Annotated in this window: 21 protein-coding genes; 13 read left to right on the forward strand and 8 right to left on the reverse strand. The window is 37.4% G+C overall.

What is annotated here, in order from left to right:
- Nucleotides 1-137 precede the first annotated feature (137 nt).
- Nucleotides 138-533 carry a hypothetical protein gene (locus H7U19_RS16360; RefSeq protein ID WP_186563959.1) on the forward strand — a complete coding sequence of 132 codons (396 nt, stop codon included), beginning with the start codon at nt 138-140 and terminating at the stop codon, nt 531-533.
- 144 nt (nt 534-677) lie between these two features.
- Here H7U19_RS16360 and H7U19_RS16365 read toward each other — a convergent pair whose 3' ends face one another.
- The 5 genes from H7U19_RS16365 to H7U19_RS16385 all read right to left on the reverse strand — a co-directional run bounded on the left by H7U19_RS16365 (nt 678) and on the right by H7U19_RS16385 (nt 4,902).
- Nucleotides 678-1,235, reverse strand: a complete 558-nt coding sequence (locus H7U19_RS16365; protein ID WP_186563960.1) for an REP-associated tyrosine transposase — start codon at nt 1,233-1,235, stop codon at nt 678-680.
- Nucleotides 1,236-2,031: 796 nt separating this feature from the next.
- Nucleotides 2,032-2,718: a hypothetical protein gene (locus tag H7U19_RS16370; protein ID WP_186563961.1), complete on the reverse strand. Its 687-nt coding sequence runs from the start codon at nt 2,716-2,718 to the stop codon at nt 2,032-2,034.
- A gap of 711 nt (nt 2,719-3,429) precedes the next feature.
- Nucleotides 3,430-3,687, reverse strand: coding sequence for a hypothetical protein (locus H7U19_RS16375; protein ID WP_186563962.1), 258 nt, complete (start codon nt 3,685-3,687; stop codon nt 3,430-3,432).
- The gene (locus H7U19_RS16380; protein ID WP_186563963.1) at nt 3,651-4,355 is read right to left on the reverse strand and encodes a hypothetical protein; all 705 of its coding nucleotides are present in this window, start codon (nt 4,353-4,355) and stop codon (nt 3,651-3,653) included. The genes H7U19_RS16375 and H7U19_RS16380 overlap by 37 nt, the downstream gene beginning before the upstream one ends.
- Before the next feature lie 193 nt (nt 4,356-4,548).
- The gene (locus H7U19_RS16385) at nt 4,549-4,902 is read right to left on the reverse strand and encodes a 4Fe-4S dicluster domain-containing protein (protein WP_186563964.1); all 354 of its coding nucleotides are present in this window, start codon (nt 4,900-4,902) and stop codon (nt 4,549-4,551) included.
- Nucleotides 4,903-4,986: 84 nt separating this feature from the next.
- Between H7U19_RS16385 and H7U19_RS16390 the strand changes: the two genes are divergently transcribed.
- From H7U19_RS16390 to H7U19_RS16425, 8 genes are all read left to right on the forward strand, one after another.
- Nucleotides 4,987-6,045 carry an aldehyde dehydrogenase family protein gene (locus H7U19_RS16390; protein ID WP_186563965.1) on the forward strand — a complete coding sequence of 353 codons (1,059 nt, stop codon included), beginning with the start codon at nt 4,987-4,989 and terminating at the stop codon, nt 6,043-6,045.
- Between the two features lie 77 nt (nt 6,046-6,122).
- A complete protein-coding gene (gene serC / locus H7U19_RS16395; RefSeq protein WP_186563966.1) occupies nt 6,123-7,187 on the forward strand; it encodes a 3-phosphoserine/phosphohydroxythreonine transaminase in 1,065 nt (354 codons plus the stop codon).
- A 165-nt stretch (nt 7,188-7,352) separates the two neighbouring features.
- Nucleotides 7,353-8,303, forward strand: coding sequence for a D-2-hydroxyacid dehydrogenase (locus H7U19_RS16400; RefSeq protein ID WP_186563967.1), 951 nt, complete (start codon nt 7,353-7,355; stop codon nt 8,301-8,303).
- A gap of 118 nt (nt 8,304-8,421) precedes the next feature.
- Complete coding sequence (locus H7U19_RS16405; protein WP_186563968.1) at nt 8,422-9,057, forward strand: DUF937 domain-containing protein; 636 nt, start codon at nt 8,422-8,424, stop codon at nt 9,055-9,057.
- A 227-nt stretch (nt 9,058-9,284) separates the two neighbouring features.
- Nucleotides 9,285-9,728, forward strand: a complete 444-nt coding sequence (locus H7U19_RS16410) for a DUF6146 family protein (RefSeq protein WP_186563969.1) — start codon at nt 9,285-9,287, stop codon at nt 9,726-9,728.
- 35 nt (nt 9,729-9,763) lie between these two features.
- Nucleotides 9,764-10,066, forward strand: a complete 303-nt coding sequence (locus H7U19_RS16415) for a DUF6787 family protein (protein ID WP_186563970.1) — start codon at nt 9,764-9,766, stop codon at nt 10,064-10,066.
- A 363-nt stretch (nt 10,067-10,429) separates the two neighbouring features.
- Entirely contained in the window at nt 10,430-12,865 is a 2,436-nt protein-coding gene (locus H7U19_RS16420) for a TonB-dependent receptor (protein ID WP_186563971.1), read from the forward strand.
- A 12-nt stretch (nt 12,866-12,877) separates the two neighbouring features.
- Nucleotides 12,878-13,444: a type 1 periplasmic binding fold superfamily protein gene (locus tag H7U19_RS16425; RefSeq protein ID WP_186563972.1), complete on the forward strand. Its 567-nt coding sequence runs from the start codon at nt 12,878-12,880 to the stop codon at nt 13,442-13,444.
- 52 nt (nt 13,445-13,496) lie between these two features.
- Here the strand turns inward: H7U19_RS16425 and H7U19_RS16430 are convergent, their stop codons facing one another.
- The gene (locus H7U19_RS16430; protein WP_186563973.1) at nt 13,497-13,763 is read right to left on the reverse strand and encodes a hypothetical protein; all 267 of its coding nucleotides are present in this window, start codon (nt 13,761-13,763) and stop codon (nt 13,497-13,499) included.
- A gap of 69 nt (nt 13,764-13,832) precedes the next feature.
- The gene (gene folE / locus H7U19_RS16435) at nt 13,833-14,420 is read right to left on the reverse strand and encodes a GTP cyclohydrolase I FolE (RefSeq protein ID WP_186563974.1); all 588 of its coding nucleotides are present in this window, start codon (nt 14,418-14,420) and stop codon (nt 13,833-13,835) included.
- A 156-nt stretch (nt 14,421-14,576) separates the two neighbouring features.
- Here folE and H7U19_RS16440 point away from each other — a divergent pair, with 156 nt between their 5' ends.
- Nucleotides 14,577-15,239: an ABC transporter ATP-binding protein gene (locus H7U19_RS16440; protein WP_186563975.1), complete on the forward strand. Its 663-nt coding sequence runs from the start codon at nt 14,577-14,579 to the stop codon at nt 15,237-15,239.
- On the opposite strand, the gene H7U19_RS16445 is transcribed toward H7U19_RS16440, so the two are convergent.
- Nucleotides 15,236-16,414 carry an MFS transporter gene (locus tag H7U19_RS16445; protein WP_186563976.1) on the reverse strand — a complete coding sequence of 393 codons (1,179 nt, stop codon included), beginning with the start codon at nt 16,412-16,414 and terminating at the stop codon, nt 15,236-15,238. The genes H7U19_RS16440 and H7U19_RS16445 overlap by 4 nt on opposite strands.
- A gap of 73 nt (nt 16,415-16,487) precedes the next feature.
- Here H7U19_RS16445 and H7U19_RS16450 point away from each other — a divergent pair, with 73 nt between their 5' ends.
- The 3 genes from H7U19_RS16450 (at nt 16,488) to H7U19_RS16460 (ending at nt 19,063) form a co-directional block, all read left to right on the forward strand.
- Nucleotides 16,488-17,273, forward strand: a complete 786-nt coding sequence (locus H7U19_RS16450) for a TIGR02757 family protein (RefSeq protein WP_186563977.1) — start codon at nt 16,488-16,490, stop codon at nt 17,271-17,273.
- Nucleotides 17,274-17,532: 259 nt separating this feature from the next.
- Entirely contained in the window at nt 17,533-18,108 is a 576-nt protein-coding gene (locus tag H7U19_RS16455; RefSeq protein WP_186563978.1) for a TetR/AcrR family transcriptional regulator, read from the forward strand.
- 58 nt (nt 18,109-18,166) lie between these two features.
- The gene (locus tag H7U19_RS16460; protein ID WP_186563979.1) at nt 18,167-19,063 is read left to right on the forward strand and encodes an SDR family oxidoreductase; all 897 of its coding nucleotides are present in this window, start codon (nt 18,167-18,169) and stop codon (nt 19,061-19,063) included.

The raw sequence follows: 19,063 nt of genomic DNA on the forward strand, positions 1-19,063 counted from the left end.
AACAGCAATCCTTCTGAAAGCACCTCAAAACCATAACATCCAATTATAGTATTCATAAAAAACATTAATGTATTTTTAAAAAATCATAAATCAAAATTTCGTAATTTTAAATGTGAAAAATTAAAATTTTAAAAAAAATGAAAGAGATAATTAAATTATTCGTAATTGCAGTACTGTTTTTAGGTACTAACTCCATTACTGCCCAAAGTGAAATCAGCGCAGATCAGCCTGAGTTTTATGTGAAAATTCTAAAGGAAATGCCATCACTGGATGCGTTTGGCGAACATAAATATACTGTATTAAAAAGTGAAGCTTCCACTTTTCGTGAAAGTGCAGGTGATAACCAAAAAAACCTTACGGATTACTACAAAAATATTATGAGAGAAATGCCCTCTTTGGACGCCTTTGGAGAGTATAAATATTACACATCCAATGGAGATGCAGTGGCATCGAGTGCATCACCCAAAAGCAAGGCAATAACCGAAGATTTTGACCAAAAAATTGTAGAAGAAATGCCGTCGTTACGTCGTTAATCCATTAGATATTTTATATCGAAAGAAGCTGGGGCTTAAAATTGTTTTAAACTCCGGCCTTTTGTTTTTATACACCAGAAAACATTTTTAAATACGCCTCTAAAACAAAAGAAGCTCAATTTAATAGAACGGATTATGTTTATCCTATACCAAAAATCCCGTATCGTCTATCTCTAAAACGGTATGGTCTTCCCGGAAGTTTCTAGCACTTGAGTACTTCCAATCCACGGCATTCGTTACAAAACCACTCACCACTGGATTATTGTGTATATAATCTATTTTCTGTTTAATTACCTTTTCGCTCCATAACTCGATAGGTTTATTGTGTTGTTGCCAGAATTGGTATTTGCTAGTGGTTGCGTTCTTTTTACCTGCTCTTTCAAACATCCATAACATCCACTCTTTTCTGCTTTCTTGTGGATTGTTTGCAATGGCTTCAATTACTTTTTTAGCCGTGTATCGCTTAAAATCCCTCAATAAATCTGATGGCTGGCTATTAGCCGAACGGAATATAAAATGCACATGGCTTGGCATAAAACAATAACAGTACAATTCCATACCCTTTTCTGCTCTGCAATAGTTTACGCTATCCGCCAGCACATCAAAATAGACCTGCCTTGTAAATACATCAATCCAATTTACAGTGGCAAAGCTTACAAAGTATAGGCCGTCCTTGTTGTGGAATTTATAGTTTCTGCTCATAGAGCCAATATAACAAAAACCATAATATGCTACCGCTAGCTTGTAGCTAGTGGTTCGTTAAAAACAAAAGTCTCTACATTACCGTAAAAGCTTTACTTTTCTTTTTTTACTCTTTACCTTACTCTTATGGCCACTAGTTAAAAACTAGCGGTAACCAAAATAAAAAAAAACCACGATACGCTGCCGCTAGCTTGCAGCTAGTGGTTTCGTTAAAAATAAAAGCCTCTGCATTACTGTAAAAGCTTTACTTTTCTTCTTTTTACGCTTTATATTACTCTATTGGCCACTAGTTGAAAACTAGCGGGAGCGGGCGGAACAACAGTAACCAATAGTAACCAATACAACAAAAACCACGATACGCTACCGCTAGCTTGTAGCTAGTGGTTTCGTTAAAAATAAAAGCCTCTACATTACTGTAAAAGCTTTCTTTTCCTTTTTACTCTTTACCTTACCTTATGGCCACTAGTTGAAAACTAGCGGGAGCAGGGGCTAACACTTTAAACAGCCGCAAGATTAAAAAAAAACGATTTCGATACAAGAACCGAAACCGTCATTTATTCTAGTAAGGCACAAAGTGTTTATTCCTTTATTTCATTTGTTTATCAATTGACTTCTCTTCAACATAAATTGGCTCATCAACTATTAAAAAATTATTTTTCATTTCTTCTATCAAAGTCCCTCTAATTGAAGAAGTTTCATAAAATGGACTTTCAATCGCAGTAGAATCAAATATTGCTGATGAACTAGTATATCCTGTATTTTTTTCCCTGTATTCATTATTTGCAAAAGTACAAAATTAATTTATTTTTTCCTTTCTCCAACCTTCAAACGTTCTATTGTCTTGAATCATTGTTTGCTGTTGTTGATTTGGTTGCTGTATAACTTGTCTGTTTAAAATTCCTTCACTTACAAATACGTCACACCCATATTCTAGGCTTTCTATTAGTGCTCTTCTCAATTGATAAGTTACTTGATTTTGATTTCCTAACATGACATTTGGCTCAAAAGGTGTTCTTAATTCTAACTCCTTTTCAATATCATCATAGATTGATTTTATGCAATTATACAAATCCATATTAGGCTTTTCAATTTTAAGTCCAAGCTCTTTTGCTTCTTTTCGATGCATTGTATAATCGTGTGAACCCGATTCTGAGCACAAGAATTTAATGACGGCATCTTCGTGTTCAGGTTCAATTTCATGATTAGCGAGTAGCTTTTTTGCCAACATTTTAATTTGTGCCTTTGATTTATAAACTTGTCCCAAGGTTAAAGGGTGAATATGTTTAGTAAGATCAATTAATATGTCAGACAACCCTCTCTGGTCAGTAATTCCTAATTCACTTTGCGCCATCTGCAAATAAGAATCTACAAATTCAACACTGACTGGTACTCTGGCGTTTGGATTATTTGTTCCTGGAATTGCAGGGTTAAGCGGCCCATTCACACTTGGGTCAATTGGTCCAAGTGTAGCTTGTTTGGTCATCACAATTCTGTTCGTACCCAATGATATTAATGTACCGGCGCTATGGCGAATTTATAGTTTCTGCTCATAGTGCCAATTTAACAAAAACCGTGATACGCTACCGCTAGCTTGTAGCTAGTGGTTTCGTTAAAAATAAAAGCCTCTACATTACTGTAAAAGCTTTACTTTTCTTCTTTTTACTCTTTATATTACTCTATTGGCCACTAGTTGAAAACTAGCGGGAGCGGGCGGAACAACAGTAACCAATAGTAACCAATACAACAAAAACCACGATACGCTACCGCTAGCTTGTAGCTAGTGGTTTCGTTAAAAATAAAAGCCTCTACATTACTGTAAAAGCTTTCTTTTCCTTTTTACTCTTTACCTTACCTTATGGCCACTAGTTGAAAACTAGCGGGAGCAGGGGAGCCAGAGGGAACAACCATATTATTTTGAACAAACAAAATTCAACTATTTTTTCCTGCCCTCCATTTTATCTATTAAGGCAATAAATATCTTAGAAATTGGAAAGGCACTAAAAAGGACTACTATTCTTTTGACAACAATATCCGACTTTTTTGATGGCATAATCCAGAATAAAACAAGAATTACTAAAAAAAAGATGAGCAACGCAATTAAGTTAAATGATTGTCTTTCCATAATATAGATGTATTACTCACAAAATAACATCCATTTCTTTTTCTTGGCCGTTCCAATGCGTTCCGGAACGGATTAGTTGACCAGTTTTACATTTGGCAAATGAAAATTTTGTTTTTTAAAAGTTCTCTGGTTCTCTTCAAATTTATCATCCTCTGGATTGAGGTATTTCCGCAAAGTACCTTCAGCTACATCTACCTCAAATAAATCCTTAATTTGCTTAGCAAATGCAGTATAATTTATTTCTCCACTCTTCAATCTTGGAGGCTCGATATAACCTTCTTGAGCTAGCGCACTTAGAACATAACCAATATGAGTCTCTTTCCTAACCATTTAATTTTTTTCGATAACATATGAACCTTAAATGTCTCATTCATATACTTTTCAATTCTTAATAAGTCTAGAACGAATTGATTTGCTATATGCAACAGAGCAAAAGGCAACCAGCTTAAAACTTGAAATCTCAAATAATGAAAATTAGTAAAATAGAAGCTTTCGGAAGAATCATTCATCCACGAAATTGAGCTGTCATTGATTTTTTCAAAAATTCTGAGCATAACCCCATCTTCTGGATACTCATTAGAATCAATATCCCTAGTATACAAATCAGTCAAACTTTGGGAGTCAAAATTATCAATGAGAATAGAAAAATATCTGGATCTCTTACTATCAATAAACATATCCGCCTTAAGCGTTCGAATCTTAATATTGACTGCATCAATATTAAATTTTATAAATGGTCGAAATGTATTTGTTTTTGCTGTCGATAACTTCAAATAAATTTGTGATAGAGCATTTTCATATTGTTTTTTTAAAGCATTTAAAATTTCTTCTTGCCGAAGTTTTATTTCACTAAGGCTTATTTCATAGTAATTTTTGTTTTTATATTTCAAAAGAACAAAATGCTCTTCATAATCTACCAAATCTGAACATGGATCAATTAGAAAATCTTGATAATAATTTTCTCCTAAAGCCTTTATAAAGGATTTTACGCTTTTCATCAATAATTTAATGACTCAAATATTCTTAACTGTAAAACTAATTCATGTTCTTTATTAACATAAACCTACAAGCTAAGCTATACTTTTCTTATTATATATAAAACACGACTTATCAGCACTTATAAACAAAAAACCCCAAGCTTTCACTCAGGGTTTCCATTATTATTTAATGTCGATTATCGACTCGACTCGACTATCCGTCGGGATGCATAAAGCGTTGTTTGGCTAATAGTTCGTCTTCGGTTTCTACATGGTCCTCATCCGGTACGCAACAATCCACTGGGCAAACCGCCGCACATTGTGGCTCGTCGTGGAATCCTTTACATTCGGTACACTTATCGGGTACGATGTAATACAGTTCGTCACTTACGGGTTCTTGGGCCTCTTCAGCATCTACTTCCCTGCCGTCGGTCAGCACCACAGTACCTTCCAAACTGGTTCCGTCTTTATAGCGCCAATCGTCTGCGCCTTCGTATATTGCAGTGTTAGGGCACTCCGGTTCGCAGGCCCCACAATTTATACATTCGTCTGTTATTATAATTGCCATAGCGTTTTTTCTTTTTATTTTTGCATCTGTTTTTCCAACAGAAAAGCAAAAATAAAGCCAAAACCCTTCATAAGCAAATTAAGGATGCAATTACAGGAAAGAATTAACGCTTTTGTAAAATTAGGAGATTTTATACGGCAATTTTCTAAAGCAAACATCCAAAAAGCGGAAAACCTTGAACACAACGACCTGTTTTTTGATGGTTTTAAACATCAGCTAAAACTTGCCGAAGAGCACAACGGTTGGTTTACCCAAGAGAATATTCGGTTTGCTCTGAATTCTTGGGCTGAGGCTTTGACTTTGGAAAACTTATCCAAATGGTTGGAACCTTACAAAATTGACAATATTACGCCCAAACAGGTGGCCATCATTATGGCGGGAAACATCCCATTGGTGGGCTTTCATGACTTTTTGTCGGTGTTGATTTCTGGCCATCGGGTGCTGGTAAAACAATCTTCAAACGATAAGCACCTGCTCCCCTATCTGTCCAAATATTTGGAATATGCTGCCCCGGGATTCAAAGGCAATATCAGTTTTACAGAGGAAAAAGTCACCGGTTTTGATGCCGTTATCGCGACGGGAAGCAACAATACCGCGCGCTATTTTGAATACTATTTTAAGGGCAGACCGTCCATTATACGTAATAATCGAAATTCGGTTGCGGTACTGACAGGCAATGAAAGCGAAGCCGATTTAAAACACCTTTCCGAAGATATTTTTAGGTATTACGGATTAGGTTGTAGAAATGTGTCTAAATTATTTGTACCAAAAGGCTATGATTTCAATCGGTTTTTTGAAAGCATCTACCATTGGCACCCCATCATCGATAAGGCCAAATACGCCAATAACTATGATTACAATAAAGCCGTATATTTGATGAGCGAATTTGATATATTGGAAAACGGCTTTTTCATCACCAAAGAAGACCAAAGTTACGCCTCGCCCATTGCTACCCTTTTTTACGAATTTTACCAGGATATTGACGGATTGAAAGCCAAACTTAGTGCGGATGCTGACCAAATTCAGTGCATCGTTGCCAGTGGTTTTGCCGAAAACGAAATCCCATTTGGGCATACACAAAAACCCCAACTTTGGGATTATGCGGATAGTAAAGATTCCGTTAAATTTTTATTATCGATTTGACGAAAAAATTATTGAATTTTTAATAAAATTTCGCTTTTTAATTAGCAACTTTGCATCTTTAAATTTTACTAGCAAAAATGAAGAAACATAACTTTAGCGCAGGACCAAGTATTTTACCCCCAGAAGTATTGTTAAAAGCGTCGCAGGCCGTTGTAGATTTAGACGAAAGTGGCTTATCGCTTATCGAGATATCCCACAGAAGCAAGGCTTTTGTTGACATCATGGAAAACGCAAGGTCGTTGGCCTTGGAATTGCTTGGACTTGAAGGCAAAGGTTATAAAGCGTTGTTTTTGCAAGGCGGTGCCAGCACTCAATTTTTGATGGTAGCACTGAATCTTTTAGAAAAAAGAGCCGGGTATTTAAATTCTGGTTCTTGGGCCGCAAAAGCCATTAAGGAAGCGAAAATTTATGACGACATTTATGAGGTGGGCTCTTCCAAGGATGCCAACTATAATTATATTCCTAAAGGATATGAAATTCCTGAGGATTACGATTATTTCCACTGTACATCAAACAATACCATTTACGGAACGCAGATGAAGGAATTCCCGAATTCCCCTATTCCGATGGTGTGCGATATGAGTAGCGATATCTTCTCGCGTACTTTGGATTTTACCCAATTCGATATCATTTACGCCGGAGCACAAAAGAATATGGGCCCTGCTGGAACGACTTTAGTGGTAGTGAAGGAAGATGTTTTAGGAAAAGTATCCCGAAAAATTCCATCCATGATGGATTATAAAGTCCACATCGACAAGGGCAGTATGTTCAATACACCTCCAGTATTTGCGGTATATACTTCTATGTTGACCCTAGAGTGGCTGAAGGAGCAAGGCGGTATTGCGGCAATTGAAAAAGAAAACGAAAAGAAGGCGCGATTGATGTACTCTGAAATCGACTTGAACCCATTGTTTAAGGGATTTGCTGCAAAGTCTGACCGCTCCTTAATGAATGCCACTTTCACCTTGGAAAATGAAAACCTAAAGGAAACTTTTGAAACCATGCTGAAAGAAGCTGGCATCAGTGCCGTAAACGGTCACAGAAGTGTTGGGGGTTACCGAGCATCCATGTACAATGCCTTACCAATTGATAGTGTTAAGGTATTGGTGGAAGTAATGAGCGAATTAGAGAGTAAAGCTTAAATCTGTAGGCAGTGAGCCGTTGCAGTCCCGATGGCTATCGGGAGCAGTAGCTCACTCAAACTCGAAATAAATAAAATAAATAATCGTCGTTGCAAACGAAGCGTGCGGCATCTATTGATCAAGATTGCCACGTCATTCTTCCTCACAATGACAAAGAATAAAAAAATGAAAGTATTAGCAAACGACGGAATTTCACAAAGCGGTATTGATGCCCTTGAAAAGGCAGGATATGAAGTAAGCACTACAACCGTGGCGCAGGAGCAATTGATTAACTACATCAACGATAAGGACATTGTCGTACTATTGGTGCGCAGTGCTACAACAGTTCGTAAAGATTTAATCGATGCTTGCCCAGGCTTAAAAATTATTGGTCGTGGTGGTGTAGGTATGGATAACATCGATGTGGAATACGCCCGTGAAAAAGGGTTGCATGTAATTAACACCCCAGCCGCTTCCTCACATTCTGTTGCGGAATTGGTGTTCGGTCACTTATATGGATTGGCACGTTTTTTACATAATTCCAACCGGGAGATGCCTTTGGAAGGCGATAGCAATTTTAAAGGTTTGAAAAAGGCCTACGCGAAAGGTACCGAATTGAAAGGCAAAACTTTGGGCGTTTTAGGTTTTGGACGTATCGGACAAGCCACAGCGAAAGTTGCACTTGGTGCAGGAATGAAAGTCGTGGCATTTGACCCTTTCTTGGAAAAAGCCGATTTGACTTTGGAATTCTTTGATGGCCAAACAGTTACTTTTAAAATCGAAACCATTTCAAAGGAAGACGTATTAAAACAAGCAGATTTTATCACCCTGCACGTGCCGGCGCAAAAGGATTACGTGATCGATGAAGCAGAATTCAACATGATGAAGGACGGTGTGATTTTGGCCAATGCTGCCCGTGGTGGCGTGGTGAACGAAGTTGCTTTGGTAAAAGCCATTGAAAGCGGAAAAGTAGCCAGAGCAGCCTTAGACGTATTTGAAAAAGAGCCAAAACCAGAGGTTCAATTATTGATGAATTCAGCCTTGTCTTTAACACCACATACAGGTGCGGCTACCAACGAGGCACAAGACCGAATCGGCACGGAGTTGGCATCACAAATCATCAGCATTTTGGGATAGCATCACCACAATTGTGACCTAACAATAAAATTGGAGTCCTAACTATAAACGTTGGGACTTTTTTTGTACATTAAGCTTCCAAATTTTAACTCTTATTTAATTAAAAAAACATACAATCATGTCAGGAATTTTAGATTTATTAAACAGCGACCTCGGAAAAACCATCATTAGCGGTGTAGCTGGGTCCACTGGTAACGACCAGCAAAAAACAAGCAGTGTATTAACGATGGCTTTGCCCGTTTTAATGCAGGCAATGAAACGCAATGCTTCCACACCACAGGGCGCTGAAGGATTGATGGGTGCTTTAAACAACAAGCACGACGGCAGTATTCTTGACAATTTAGGAGGCCTTTTTGGTGGCGGTGTAAACGAGGAAGTAAAAACCGATGGTGAAAAAATACTGGGCCATGTACTTGGTGGCAGACGCCAAGGTGTTGAAAAAATTATCGGTGAAAAATCTGGTTTGGATGCAGGCTCTGTTGCAAACATACTTAAAGTTGCTGCGCCTATTTTAATGGGGGTTTTAGGTAAACAAACAAGACAGAACAACGTAAGCTCTTCGAACGACTTAGGTGGACTATTGGGTGGATTGCTCGGTGGCAGCGAGGCCAAACAAGAGCAAAGTTTTTTAGAATCCATTTTGGATGCAGATGGTGACGGTAGTGTTGTTGATGATGTGGCCGGTATGGTATTGGGTCAAGCCAAAAATAAAGGTGGCCTTGGCGGCTTGCTCGGTGGCCTTTTTGGAAAGTAATTTTTTTTGCTTTAAATAGACTTCATTAATGCCGAATCCTTTAGATTCGGCATTTTTTGTTAGACTGATTAGGCCATCCACTTTTGGGAACGGTTTTTGTACCTTTATACATAGAGAACAAATCATATTGTTCCAAAGACTAAATAAGAATAACGATTCACTCATTGTTACTTTATTGAACTTTAAAGTCGACATACTTTTGAGGTATAAATTAGAAACTTTACCCTATGAAACATTTTATTCTCATTCTACTCGCCAGTATATTTATTGTAAGTTGCAATACCTCAAAACAGACAGTTCAAAACAAAACTAAAGATGAAAAATCATTAGCAAGCGCTCAAAATGACACCATCAGAATTGCAAACAACGAGCTGGAGTATGAGATAATCATAATCGAACCTGGTTTTAATTTTTGGCTGGCGTCCAATGCCCGGCAAAGAGGGCATTACGGCCAAAACTTTATGGAAAACCGAAACTGGATATATGTAATTGAGTGGAACCAGCGTGTGTTACAACCGCAACGCTTCAACCCAGGACTATATGAGCTCCAAATAAACTATGAACCAAATATTGATTATGGGTATGAGGTAAATTATTTGCTTTACCACTACTTTATCTACTTTCAATTGAAATACAACCAAAGATTAGGGCCCTTCGTTCCGAGAATTTAATTTCATTTTAATACTTTTGCACGTAAATTGCAAGAGTGAAAAAATTAAAGGAACGCTGGGGTATAGAATCTAACCTGCAAATTGTATTAATACTTATCGTATTTGCGGTTACCGGATCTACGGCGTCCTACATTGGGAAACCAATTCTTTCCGCATTAAATATTACTCCAGATACTTTTAGCACCTTCGGGTATTGGGTTATCAGAATACTTATTCTGTTTGTGATGTACCAATTTCTTCTTGTGTTTTTCGGCTGGGTGTTTGGGCAGTTCAAATTCTTTTGGAACTTTGAAAAGAAAATGTTGTCCAGATTGGGATTTAAGCGATTTATGGAATAGTGCAGGGACTAAGGCAACATATTGTTTTTAGGTTATCTACCATTTTACTGGTAGCAACCCTTTTTACCCCAACAGCTATAAAGGTTGCCCATATTTTTGAGCATCACGAGCATGTGCTTTGTGTTGGGGGTGATGACACGCACATTCACAAAGTGGATTTGGATTGCGAATTCCAGAAATTCCAAATCAACAATCACTTTTTAGCACCACAGGGTTTTGGTGACTGGGTTCAAATTGCCCATCATCATAAAACTCAAATTCTAACATACAGATTCCTAGATAATCATCGGCAATTATCTTTTTCATTGCGTGGTCCTCCAGTTTTAGTTTAAGCCCTCTGGTTTTGAACTAAAACATAAATTAATGAAACACTATTTGCTGATTTTGGCCTGCTGTTTTTTCAGCGTGGTCCATTCTCAAAATTGTACATATACGCTTTTAGGTGAAGTAAAAGATTTTCACGATGGTACGCCTATGTCTGGCTCCACCATCTATATTGAGACGCTCAATACCTACACCACTGCGGATATAAATGGGAAATTCACCATTAAAAACCTCTGCAATGGCAAGCTAGTATTGGTCGTATCCCATGTGGGTTGTGAAACCCAACGTGTGAAAATCGATATCAATGGTGATACTTACAAGGAAATCAACATGGAGCACCACGTTGAAGAATTGCACGAGGTGAAAGTATCCGGGAATACTACAAGAAAGTTGACTAAAACGGCTCAGGAAACCCAATTAAATACGGAGACGGTGGAGCGTTTTAGCGCCCTAAATCTAGGTGACGCCTTAAAGCAAGTTAGTGGTGTTTCGTCCATAAACACAGGAAATTCAATTGTAAAACCAGTCATCAATGGCTTGCATAGCAGTAGAATTTCTGTAATTACCAATGGTGTTTTATTGCAAGATCAGGAATGGGGCATCGAACATGCGCCCAATATCGATTTGAATGCCGCCGGAACAATAAATGTTATAAAAGGAGCCAATGCTTTGGCTTACAGTGGAGATGCCATAGGTGGTGTGGTCGTATTGAAGCCAACTGCAGTTATAGCTGAAGATTCACTTTACGGTAAAACCATTTTAAGCGGACAAACTAACGGAAGGGGTTATAACGTGGCAAGTTCATTAACCAAAACATGGAAAAAAGGTTGGTTTATAAATGGGCAGGCCTCAATGAAGCGTTTTGGGGATTTTGAAGCCCCGGATTACGTTTTGACCAATTCCGGTTTGAAAGCCAGAGGATTTAATGTAAGTGGTGGCTTTAAGACTTTTGAAAAAGGGTTTAATGTCAATTACAGTTATTTGAATAATGAAATAGGCATTTTAAGGTCGGCGCATATTGGAAGCATTAATGATTTGGTTGAAGCCATAAACAGTGGACAGCCTATCGTGATTGAAGACTTCAGTTACGACATCAATTCACCAAGACAAGAGGTGACACATCAAATTTTGAAAGCAGAGTTTTATAAACGTTTTAAGCAATTTGGACGTTTTCAAGTGCAATACGATTTTCAGAACAATCAGCGTTTTGAATACGATGTCAGGCGCGGTGATGATGGCAAACCCGCAGTGGATTTGAATTTAAAGACCCACTCCATTTTGGCAGATTTAAAATTGGATGCCAACAGTAATGCCATTTACAATTTTGGCATTCACGCCAGGTACCAAAACAACTTTGCCAATCCGGATACGGGTATAAGGCGATTGATTCCTGATTACGACAGATATGACATCGGGGTATTCGCCATTTCAAATTTAAAATGGGGCGATAACACGAATGTGGATTTTGGACTGCGCTATGATTTCAATAGAATTGATGCCCAAAAATTCTATCAGACTTCCAGGTGGCTGGAAAGAAATTACAGCAATGAGTTCAATGATATTATTCTGGGCTCCGTTTTTGGTAGGGAAATTCAATACGGTGTCATCGATTTTGATGCGCAACAGTTATTGACCAACCCGGTTTATAATTTTCATAACGTATCCATTTCCGCTGGAATTTCACATAAAATTGATGACCGGAATTCTGTGATGTTCAATTACGGCTTGTCCCAACGTGCGCCCAACCCTTCTGAATTATTTAGCGATGGGTTGCACCATTCTGCCGCAAGAATTGAATTGGGTGATCTACGAATGGAACAGGAAACCTCAAATCGGTTTGGTGCATCCTACATATTGAAAACATCGAAATTAGACCTGAAGGTTGAAGCCTTTGCCAACCACATTAAAGACTTTATTCAAATTGTGCCTTTTGGAACGGAACAGACCATAAGAGGAGCATTCCCTGTTTGGAATTACTTGCAGACCAATGCACTTTTATATGGTGTGGATCTTTCAGGGAATTACCAGTTTAATGAGCAGTGGCAAATCAATCACACATCCTCTTTCATTAAAGGAAGAGATACCAAAGCGAAAACCGCATTAATTGATATGCCTGCTTTTAGGACTGTTAACGTATTAGGATACAGTAATGAGAAATGGTTAGACTTTAATACCAGTCTGGAAAGTGAATGGGTGTTTGAGCAAAACGACTATCCGGATTTCAATTTCGAAACCTTAAATCCGACAACGCAAGAAATTGTTTTGGTGGATATCAGTACGCCTCCGCCAGCCTATCATTTGTTGCACTTTAGAAGTGATATTACCGTCCCGCTATCAGAACGAACAAAATTGAACATTGGACTGACCGTGTTCAATGTATTGAATACTTCCTATAGAGAATACTTAAATAGATTAAGATATTTTGCCGATGACTTGGGAAGGAATTTTATGTTACAAATAAAGTTGAACTATTAAATTTTAAAAAAAATGAAAACATTAAATCGAATTTTAATTTTAGCAATGCTTGTTGGAACATTCGTTGCCTGTGATAATGACGACGACACCCCAGCACCTGTTGTTGAGGAAGAAGTGATTACCACAATGACGATTACCTTAACACCAGTTGGTGGAGGTACAACAGTAACTATGCAAACTAGGGATACAGATGGTGATGGCCCAAACCCTCCTGTTGTAACTGATCCAGTAAATTTAACGGCCAATACTACCTACAATGGAAGTATAGAGTTACTGAATGAATTAGAAACGCCTGCCGAAGATATTACTGAGGAAGTTGAGGAAGAAGATGAAGAACACCAGTTCTTTTTCGAGGCAACCAACTCTATCGCCACTTTTGCTTATAGTGACATGGATGCCGACAACAATCCTATTGGATTAAGTTTTACACTGACCACTGGTGCTGCCGGAACTGGAACTGTTACGGTAACCCTAATCCATGAGCCAATGAAGGATGCCAGTGGTGTTAGTAATGGTGATATGACCAACGCTGGAGGCGAAGAAGACATTACCGAAACATTTAATGTTGTAGTGCAATAGACCTTTTTGCCTTCTGATAAAAAATCCCTTTCTAAACTAGAAAGGGATTTTTTTACACTTCAATTATCGTTTCCTTGGGTTTGAACACATACGTGTATAACCACATCAAAGTAAAAGTAGGAATCACATCCAGCCCTGGCATAGCTTCTTCGATAAACGCTATCGCTGCCGCAATTTTACCTTGTTTGCCTTTGTAAAGTCTTGTCATTAAGTAAGCTGATAATGGTGCCCATGCAATATCAAATGGCGGAAACACGAAAGAGATGTATCCACAGGCGTCCAACACTAGGCTTAGAGCTAATTTTTTGTATTTATTCATTCAATAACTAATTTAACTGATAAGTACAATAAGCATACCAAATGTTACACCTATTTGCAAGATAACTAACTACTTACCAATCAATTTCAAGAATTCATTACGAGTTTCTATTTTTTCAAACTGCCCACGAAAACCCGATGTAGTGGTTATTGAATTCTGTTTTTGCACTCCCCGCATCATCATACACATGTGTGAGGCCTCAATAACCACAGCTACGCCTTGTGGCTTCAAGGTATCGTTTATACAATCTAAAATCTGTTCTGTTAGACGCTCTTGCACTTGCAAACGCCTCGCAAATACATCCACAATTCTTGGCAATTTGCTCAACCCAACTATGTGGCCATTAGGGATGTAAGCAATATGCACTTTTCCGAAAAAAGGTAAAATATGATGCTCGCAAAGCGAATACAATTCAATATCCTTAACAATCACCATTTCATTATAGGATTCCTTAAACATAGCACTTGTCAGGATTTCGACGGGGTCCTGGTCATAGCCTTGGGTCAAAAACTGCATGGCCTTGGCGGCCCGTTCCGGGGTTTTTAAAAGACCGTCCCGGTCAGTATCTTCTCCTAAGTCTTCAATTATTTTTTTATAGCGCTCCTTAACATCATCCGTTACTTGGATACTGTACTCTTCAAAATTCTTGTATGGCATCTTTTCCGATTATAGCCTCAATATATAAATTTCAAAATTTATTTTATCGGTTTACACCATCATTTGTGCCGAAATAGTAATTTCAAACAATAATTTTAAATCATAATTGTGGGTAACGACTTAAAATGGTAAATTCACGCCTGTTATTTATAACCCATGATTCAAGCCAAAAACATCCATAAATATTATGACGATTTACACGTCCTGAAGGGCGTGGATATTGAAGTAAAAAAAGGTGAAGTGGTTTCGATTGTTGGAGCCTCGGGAGCTGGAAAAACAACACTTTTACAGATTTTGGGCACTTTGGACAAAGCTTCAAAAACTGGAGATTTTAGCTTGGTTATCAATAATAACGAAATAAAATCGCTTAACGATAAAGCATTGGCTAAATTTAGAAACCGACATATTGGTTTTATTTTTCAGTTTCATCAATTATTGCCCGAGTTTACGGCCCTAGAAAATGTGTGTTTGCCAGCGTTTATAAAAGGCACCAACAAAGCCGAAGCTGAAAAACGTGCTAAAGAGTTACTGGACTTTTTGGGACTATCGCATCGCTATAATCACAAGCCCAACGAACTTTCCGGTGGTGAGCAACAACGCGTTGCCGTGGCAAGGGCATTGATAAACAAACCTGATTTAATTTTTGCAGATGAGCCGTCCGGAAATTTGGATAGCGAATCTGCCGAAAACCTGCACAATCTCTTTTTTAAGCTTCGCGACGAATTTGGGCAGACCTTTGTTATCGTTACCCATAATGAGGAATTGGCCGATATGGCTGATAGAAAACTGGTTATGGTAGATGGCAAGATTGTTTCCTAAGCTTTCTTTTCTTTCAGTAAGGCCATTAATCCAAAAATGGGTCCTATCGATAGAATTAGAAACAAATATTTCGCATCAATAATTAACTCCAAAGTATTCAAAATTTGAATGCTTATAATAGTTATCGCAAAACCAATAGAGTTTACAATAGTTAAAGCAGTACCCTTTACTTCGGCTTCGGTATTTTGAGCCACCAACGTTGAAAACAATGGAGAGTCCGCTATTACCACCATTCCCCAAATTACCAAAAAGATAAAATTCAATACTTGAAATTCTGATAGAAAAAAGAATGGCGACAAAATACAGCAAACACAAGAAATACCTAGTGCGAATGCAGCCACGTTTTTTGATGTATATTTTTGTGATAGATATCCTGAAAGCACACAACCCAATGCCCCAATGGCTATTACCATAAAGCTAATCAAGGAAGTATTAAATTCTATTATACCATGATAATTCTGATAAGCGGCCAGAACTACGGGAAGAAAAGCCCAAAACGCATAAAGTTCCCACATATGCCCAAAATACCCAAAAGCCGCAGACCTAAAATTTAAAGGCTTAAAAACCTTGTAAACAAAAGAAAAATCAAACTTAGATGCCGGTTTTCTGTATGGGCCATTTGGAACCAACACCAATACTATTATACCTCCAAAAATAGCCAACACGGAGGTGGCATAAATCACTGATCGCCATGACGGAAACCATCCTAAACCCCTCAAAAGATGTGGTAAGGCAGTTCCTAAAACCAGGGCGCCGACCAAGAACCCAAGTGATTTCCCCAAACCCTTACTGAAATAATCTGCTGCTATTTTCATTCCCACAGGATAAATACCTGCTAAAAAAACGCCTGTTACAAACCGAAAGGCCAATAAAGAACTTGTTGTATTAAATTCAAACACAACAAAAAGGTTGAATACGGCACTAATTATGGCGCTCCAAAAAAACACCTTTGAGGGTGAATACCTATCTGTTATTGTATATAAAGCGAAAACAAACGTCCCAAAAATAAATCCCAACTGTACCGCAGAAGTTAAGTATCCTAAGGCATTACCTTCTAAACTAAAGCTTTCCGTAATTCCGCCCATAACCCCGTTACCCGCAAACCACAGGGATGTACAGCAAAATTGGGAAAACACTATAATTGGAAGAATACATGACTTATTAGGGCGAATCATAAATTGGCTACTAGGTTTAATAAAGATCTTAGTCTATTTTGTACTTAGCTAATTACAGCTATTTTTGCCAAATATGAATAAAATAGGAAATAAACTTCCAAAGGCGGAACTCAAAATCTTCTTAGACGAAAAGGTAGAACAGTACAACAACCCAAAATTTATTGAAAGTGACCCCATACAGGTACCCCACCGATTTTCAAAAAAAGAGGATATTGAAATATCAGGTTTTCTTACGGCCACCATTGCATGGGGTAACCGAAAGAGCATTATCAACAATGCCCAAAGGTTAATGGAACTTTTGGATAATTCGCCCTTTGATTTTGTTTTGAACCATCAAAAGAGTGATTTGGAAAAACTGGAGCCTTTTGTGCACCGCACCTTTAATGGGGATGATTGCATTCAATTTATAAAATCGTTGCAACATATTTATAAGAATCATGGTGGTTTGGAACAAGTGTTTTCAAAACATGCGGAAAAGGATTCACTTCAAAAATCTATTTCGAAATTCAAAACGCTGTTTTTTGAAATTGAGCATATTCCCCGTAGTCAAAAACATGTAAGCGACCCGTTGAAGAAATCGGCAGCGAAACGTATCAATATGTATCTGCGGTGGATGATCCGACAGGATAATGCCGGGGTGGATTTTGGGATTTGGAAACACCTTTCGCCCAGCCAATTATCTTGCCCCATGGATGTACATTCCGGTAACGTGGCCCGAAAACTGGGCTTGCTGAAAAGAAAGCAAAATGATGCCAAAGCGCTTTTGGAACTGGACAAAAATTTGCGGAAACTGGATGCTGAAGACCCGGTTAAGTATGATTTTGCCCTTTTTGGATTGGGAGTATTTGAGGGGTTTTAATCACATAGAAAATCCTTGGATAAGGACACATATTCTGTTAGGGTGATCTATAGTTTTACCTAATAAACATTCCTGCTCATGAAAGCCAAAACCATGACTTTGTCAGAAAAAAAATGATACATTCGTTTAACGGCGGATATAAGGAAATCAGAACGGCAAATATCCGTGACCGCGTTGGCAATAATAAAAACCTAAAGAAATACTTTTCATTTATAAATTTATTATTAAATTTGTAGACGACTGGTCTAATATTTGAATAATGAAAAAAGAAATAGTAGAAAGTATTTTAGAAAAAGGAACTGATTTAATTCTAAAAAATGGATATCATAATATTGGCTTGAATAAAATTCTGAAAGAAGCTAATATTCCTAAAGGTTCATTCTACTATTACTTCAAAAGTAAAGAGGATTTTGGTTTACAAATAATCAAGTTTTATTCTGAGAAATCTTTAGTTGTACTTAGAAGTTATTTAGAAGATGGCACTAAAAATCATAAACAAAGAATAATATCTTTCTTTAGAGATATGCAAGATATTTATATAGTGAAAGAGTATAAAGAAGGTTGTTTACTAGGAAATTGTAGCACAGAACTATCTGACTTTTCTGAATCATTTAGTATTTCGATTGCAAACGAATTAAGTGTTTGGGAAAAGTGTTTTGAAAACTGTATTCAAGAAGGACAAATTGAAGGAAATATTAAAATAAGTGAATCCCCTAAAATTTTAAGTGATTTAATCCTTACAATGTGGGAAGGAGCATTGTTAAGAATGAAGTCGGCAAAAAATGTAGAGTCGATTGAAACATTTATTCTATACCTAGAAAAATATATATTATAATTTTTTTTAACATTTAATAGTAGACTGGTCTAATAATAAATAATTCAAAATAAATAAAATGGAAAATTCAAAAAACAAAACAGTTGTAATTACAGGAAGTAGTAGTGGATTCGGTTACCTAACTACATTAACTTTAGCCAGAAAAGGTTATAAAGTATGGGCTACAATGAGAAATAGTGAAACTAAAAATGCTTCAAAAAAAGAAGACTTATTAAACATTGCTGAAAAAGAAAATCTGAAAATATCAGTTCTTGATATGGACGTGAATAATGACTATTCCGTGATATCAGCTATAAATACAATTGCCAAAAGCGATGGAAAAATTGACCATCTTATAAATAATGCTGGTTATATGTTTGTTGGCATTACAGAAGCTTACAGTATTGAACAAGCCAAAGAACAATTTGAAACGAACTTCTTTGGTATTCTGCGTACGACAAAAGCAGTTCTACCTTATATGCGAAAACAAAAAGACGGACTAATCGTAAATGTAACATCATTAGCGGGGAGACTTACTTTCCCGTATTTCGGAATTTACTGCGCAAGTAAACACGCTGTAGAAGCCTATTCGCAGGCAATGAGATACGAATTAGCTCCTTTTGGCATTGAAGTGAGTATAGTAGAGCCTGGGCCATTTGGAACAAATTTGTTATTTACAGGTCCTAAAGAAGAAAATCAAGATGTATTTAACGCTTATGGAGAACACAAAGATGTTCCATACGCTATGTTAAAAAACTTCGAAGGTTTTTATGCAACAGATGATGCACCGAATCCACAATTAGTAGCAGACAGTATTACTGAACTTGTCGAAGCTGAAAAAGGAAATCGTGCAGAACGTGTTGTGTCAGGAATTGATTACGGTTTAATTGATTACAATACTAAAGTTGCGCCAATTCAAGAATCCTTGGTAAAAGATGCATTACAAATGGGGCACCTTTTGTCTGTTAATAAGTAA

Source organism: Hyunsoonleella aquatilis (assembly GCF_014270105.1).
Taxonomy (GTDB): Bacteria; Bacteroidota; Bacteroidia; order Flavobacteriales; family Flavobacteriaceae; genus Jejuia; species Jejuia aquatilis.

Bases quoted from the DNA above. Each gene is read 5' to 3' on its own strand.
- H7U19_RS16440 (WP_186563975.1), top strand. From the start codon at position 14,577: ATGATTCAAGCCAAAAACATCCATAAATATTATGACGATTTACACGTC.
- H7U19_RS16385 (WP_186563964.1), bottom strand. From the start codon at position 4,902: ATGGCAATTATAATAACAGACGAATGTATAAATTGTGGGGCCTGCGAA.
- H7U19_RS16410 (WP_186563969.1), top strand. From the start codon at position 9,285: ATGAAACATTTTATTCTCATTCTACTCGCCAGTATATTTATTGTAAGT.
- serC (WP_186563966.1), top strand. From the start codon at position 6,123: ATGAAGAAACATAACTTTAGCGCAGGACCAAGTATTTTACCCCCAGAA.
- H7U19_RS16430 (WP_186563973.1), bottom strand. From the start codon at position 13,763: ATGAATAAATACAAAAAATTAGCTCTAAGCCTAGTGTTGGACGCCTGT.
- H7U19_RS16455 (WP_186563978.1), top strand. From the start codon at position 17,533: ATGAAAAAAGAAATAGTAGAAAGTATTTTAGAAAAAGGAACTGATTTA.
- H7U19_RS16375 (WP_186563962.1), bottom strand. From the start codon at position 3,687: ATGGTTAGGAAAGAGACTCATATTGGTTATGTTCTAAGTGCGCTAGCT.
- H7U19_RS16365 (WP_186563960.1), bottom strand. From the start codon at position 1,235: ATGAGCAGAAACTATAAATTCCACAACAAGGACGGCCTATACTTTGTA.
- H7U19_RS16390 (WP_186563965.1), top strand. From the start codon at position 4,987: ATGCAATTACAGGAAAGAATTAACGCTTTTGTAAAATTAGGAGATTTT.
- H7U19_RS16445 (WP_186563976.1), bottom strand. From the start codon at position 16,414: ATGATTCGCCCTAATAAGTCATGTATTCTTCCAATTATAGTGTTTTCC.
- H7U19_RS16380 (WP_186563963.1), bottom strand. From the start codon at position 4,355: ATGAAAAGCGTAAAATCCTTTATAAAGGCTTTAGGAGAAAATTATTAT.
- H7U19_RS16400 (WP_186563967.1), top strand. From the start codon at position 7,353: ATGAAAGTATTAGCAAACGACGGAATTTCACAAAGCGGTATTGATGCC.
- folE (WP_186563974.1), bottom strand. From the start codon at position 14,420: ATGCCATACAAGAATTTTGAAGAGTACAGTATCCAAGTAACGGATGAT.
- H7U19_RS16460 (WP_186563979.1), top strand. From the start codon at position 18,167: ATGGAAAATTCAAAAAACAAAACAGTTGTAATTACAGGAAGTAGTAGT.
- H7U19_RS16425 (WP_186563972.1), top strand. From the start codon at position 12,878: ATGAAAACATTAAATCGAATTTTAATTTTAGCAATGCTTGTTGGAACA.
- H7U19_RS16360 (WP_186563959.1), top strand. From the start codon at position 138: ATGAAAGAGATAATTAAATTATTCGTAATTGCAGTACTGTTTTTAGGT.
- H7U19_RS16450 (WP_186563977.1), top strand. From the start codon at position 16,488: ATGAATAAAATAGGAAATAAACTTCCAAAGGCGGAACTCAAAATCTTC.
- H7U19_RS16420 (WP_186563971.1), top strand. From the start codon at position 10,430: ATGAAACACTATTTGCTGATTTTGGCCTGCTGTTTTTTCAGCGTGGTC.
- H7U19_RS16370 (WP_186563961.1), bottom strand. From the start codon at position 2,718: ATGACCAAACAAGCTACACTTGGACCAATTGACCCAAGTGTGAATGGG.
- H7U19_RS16405 (WP_186563968.1), top strand. From the start codon at position 8,422: ATGTCAGGAATTTTAGATTTATTAAACAGCGACCTCGGAAAAACCATC.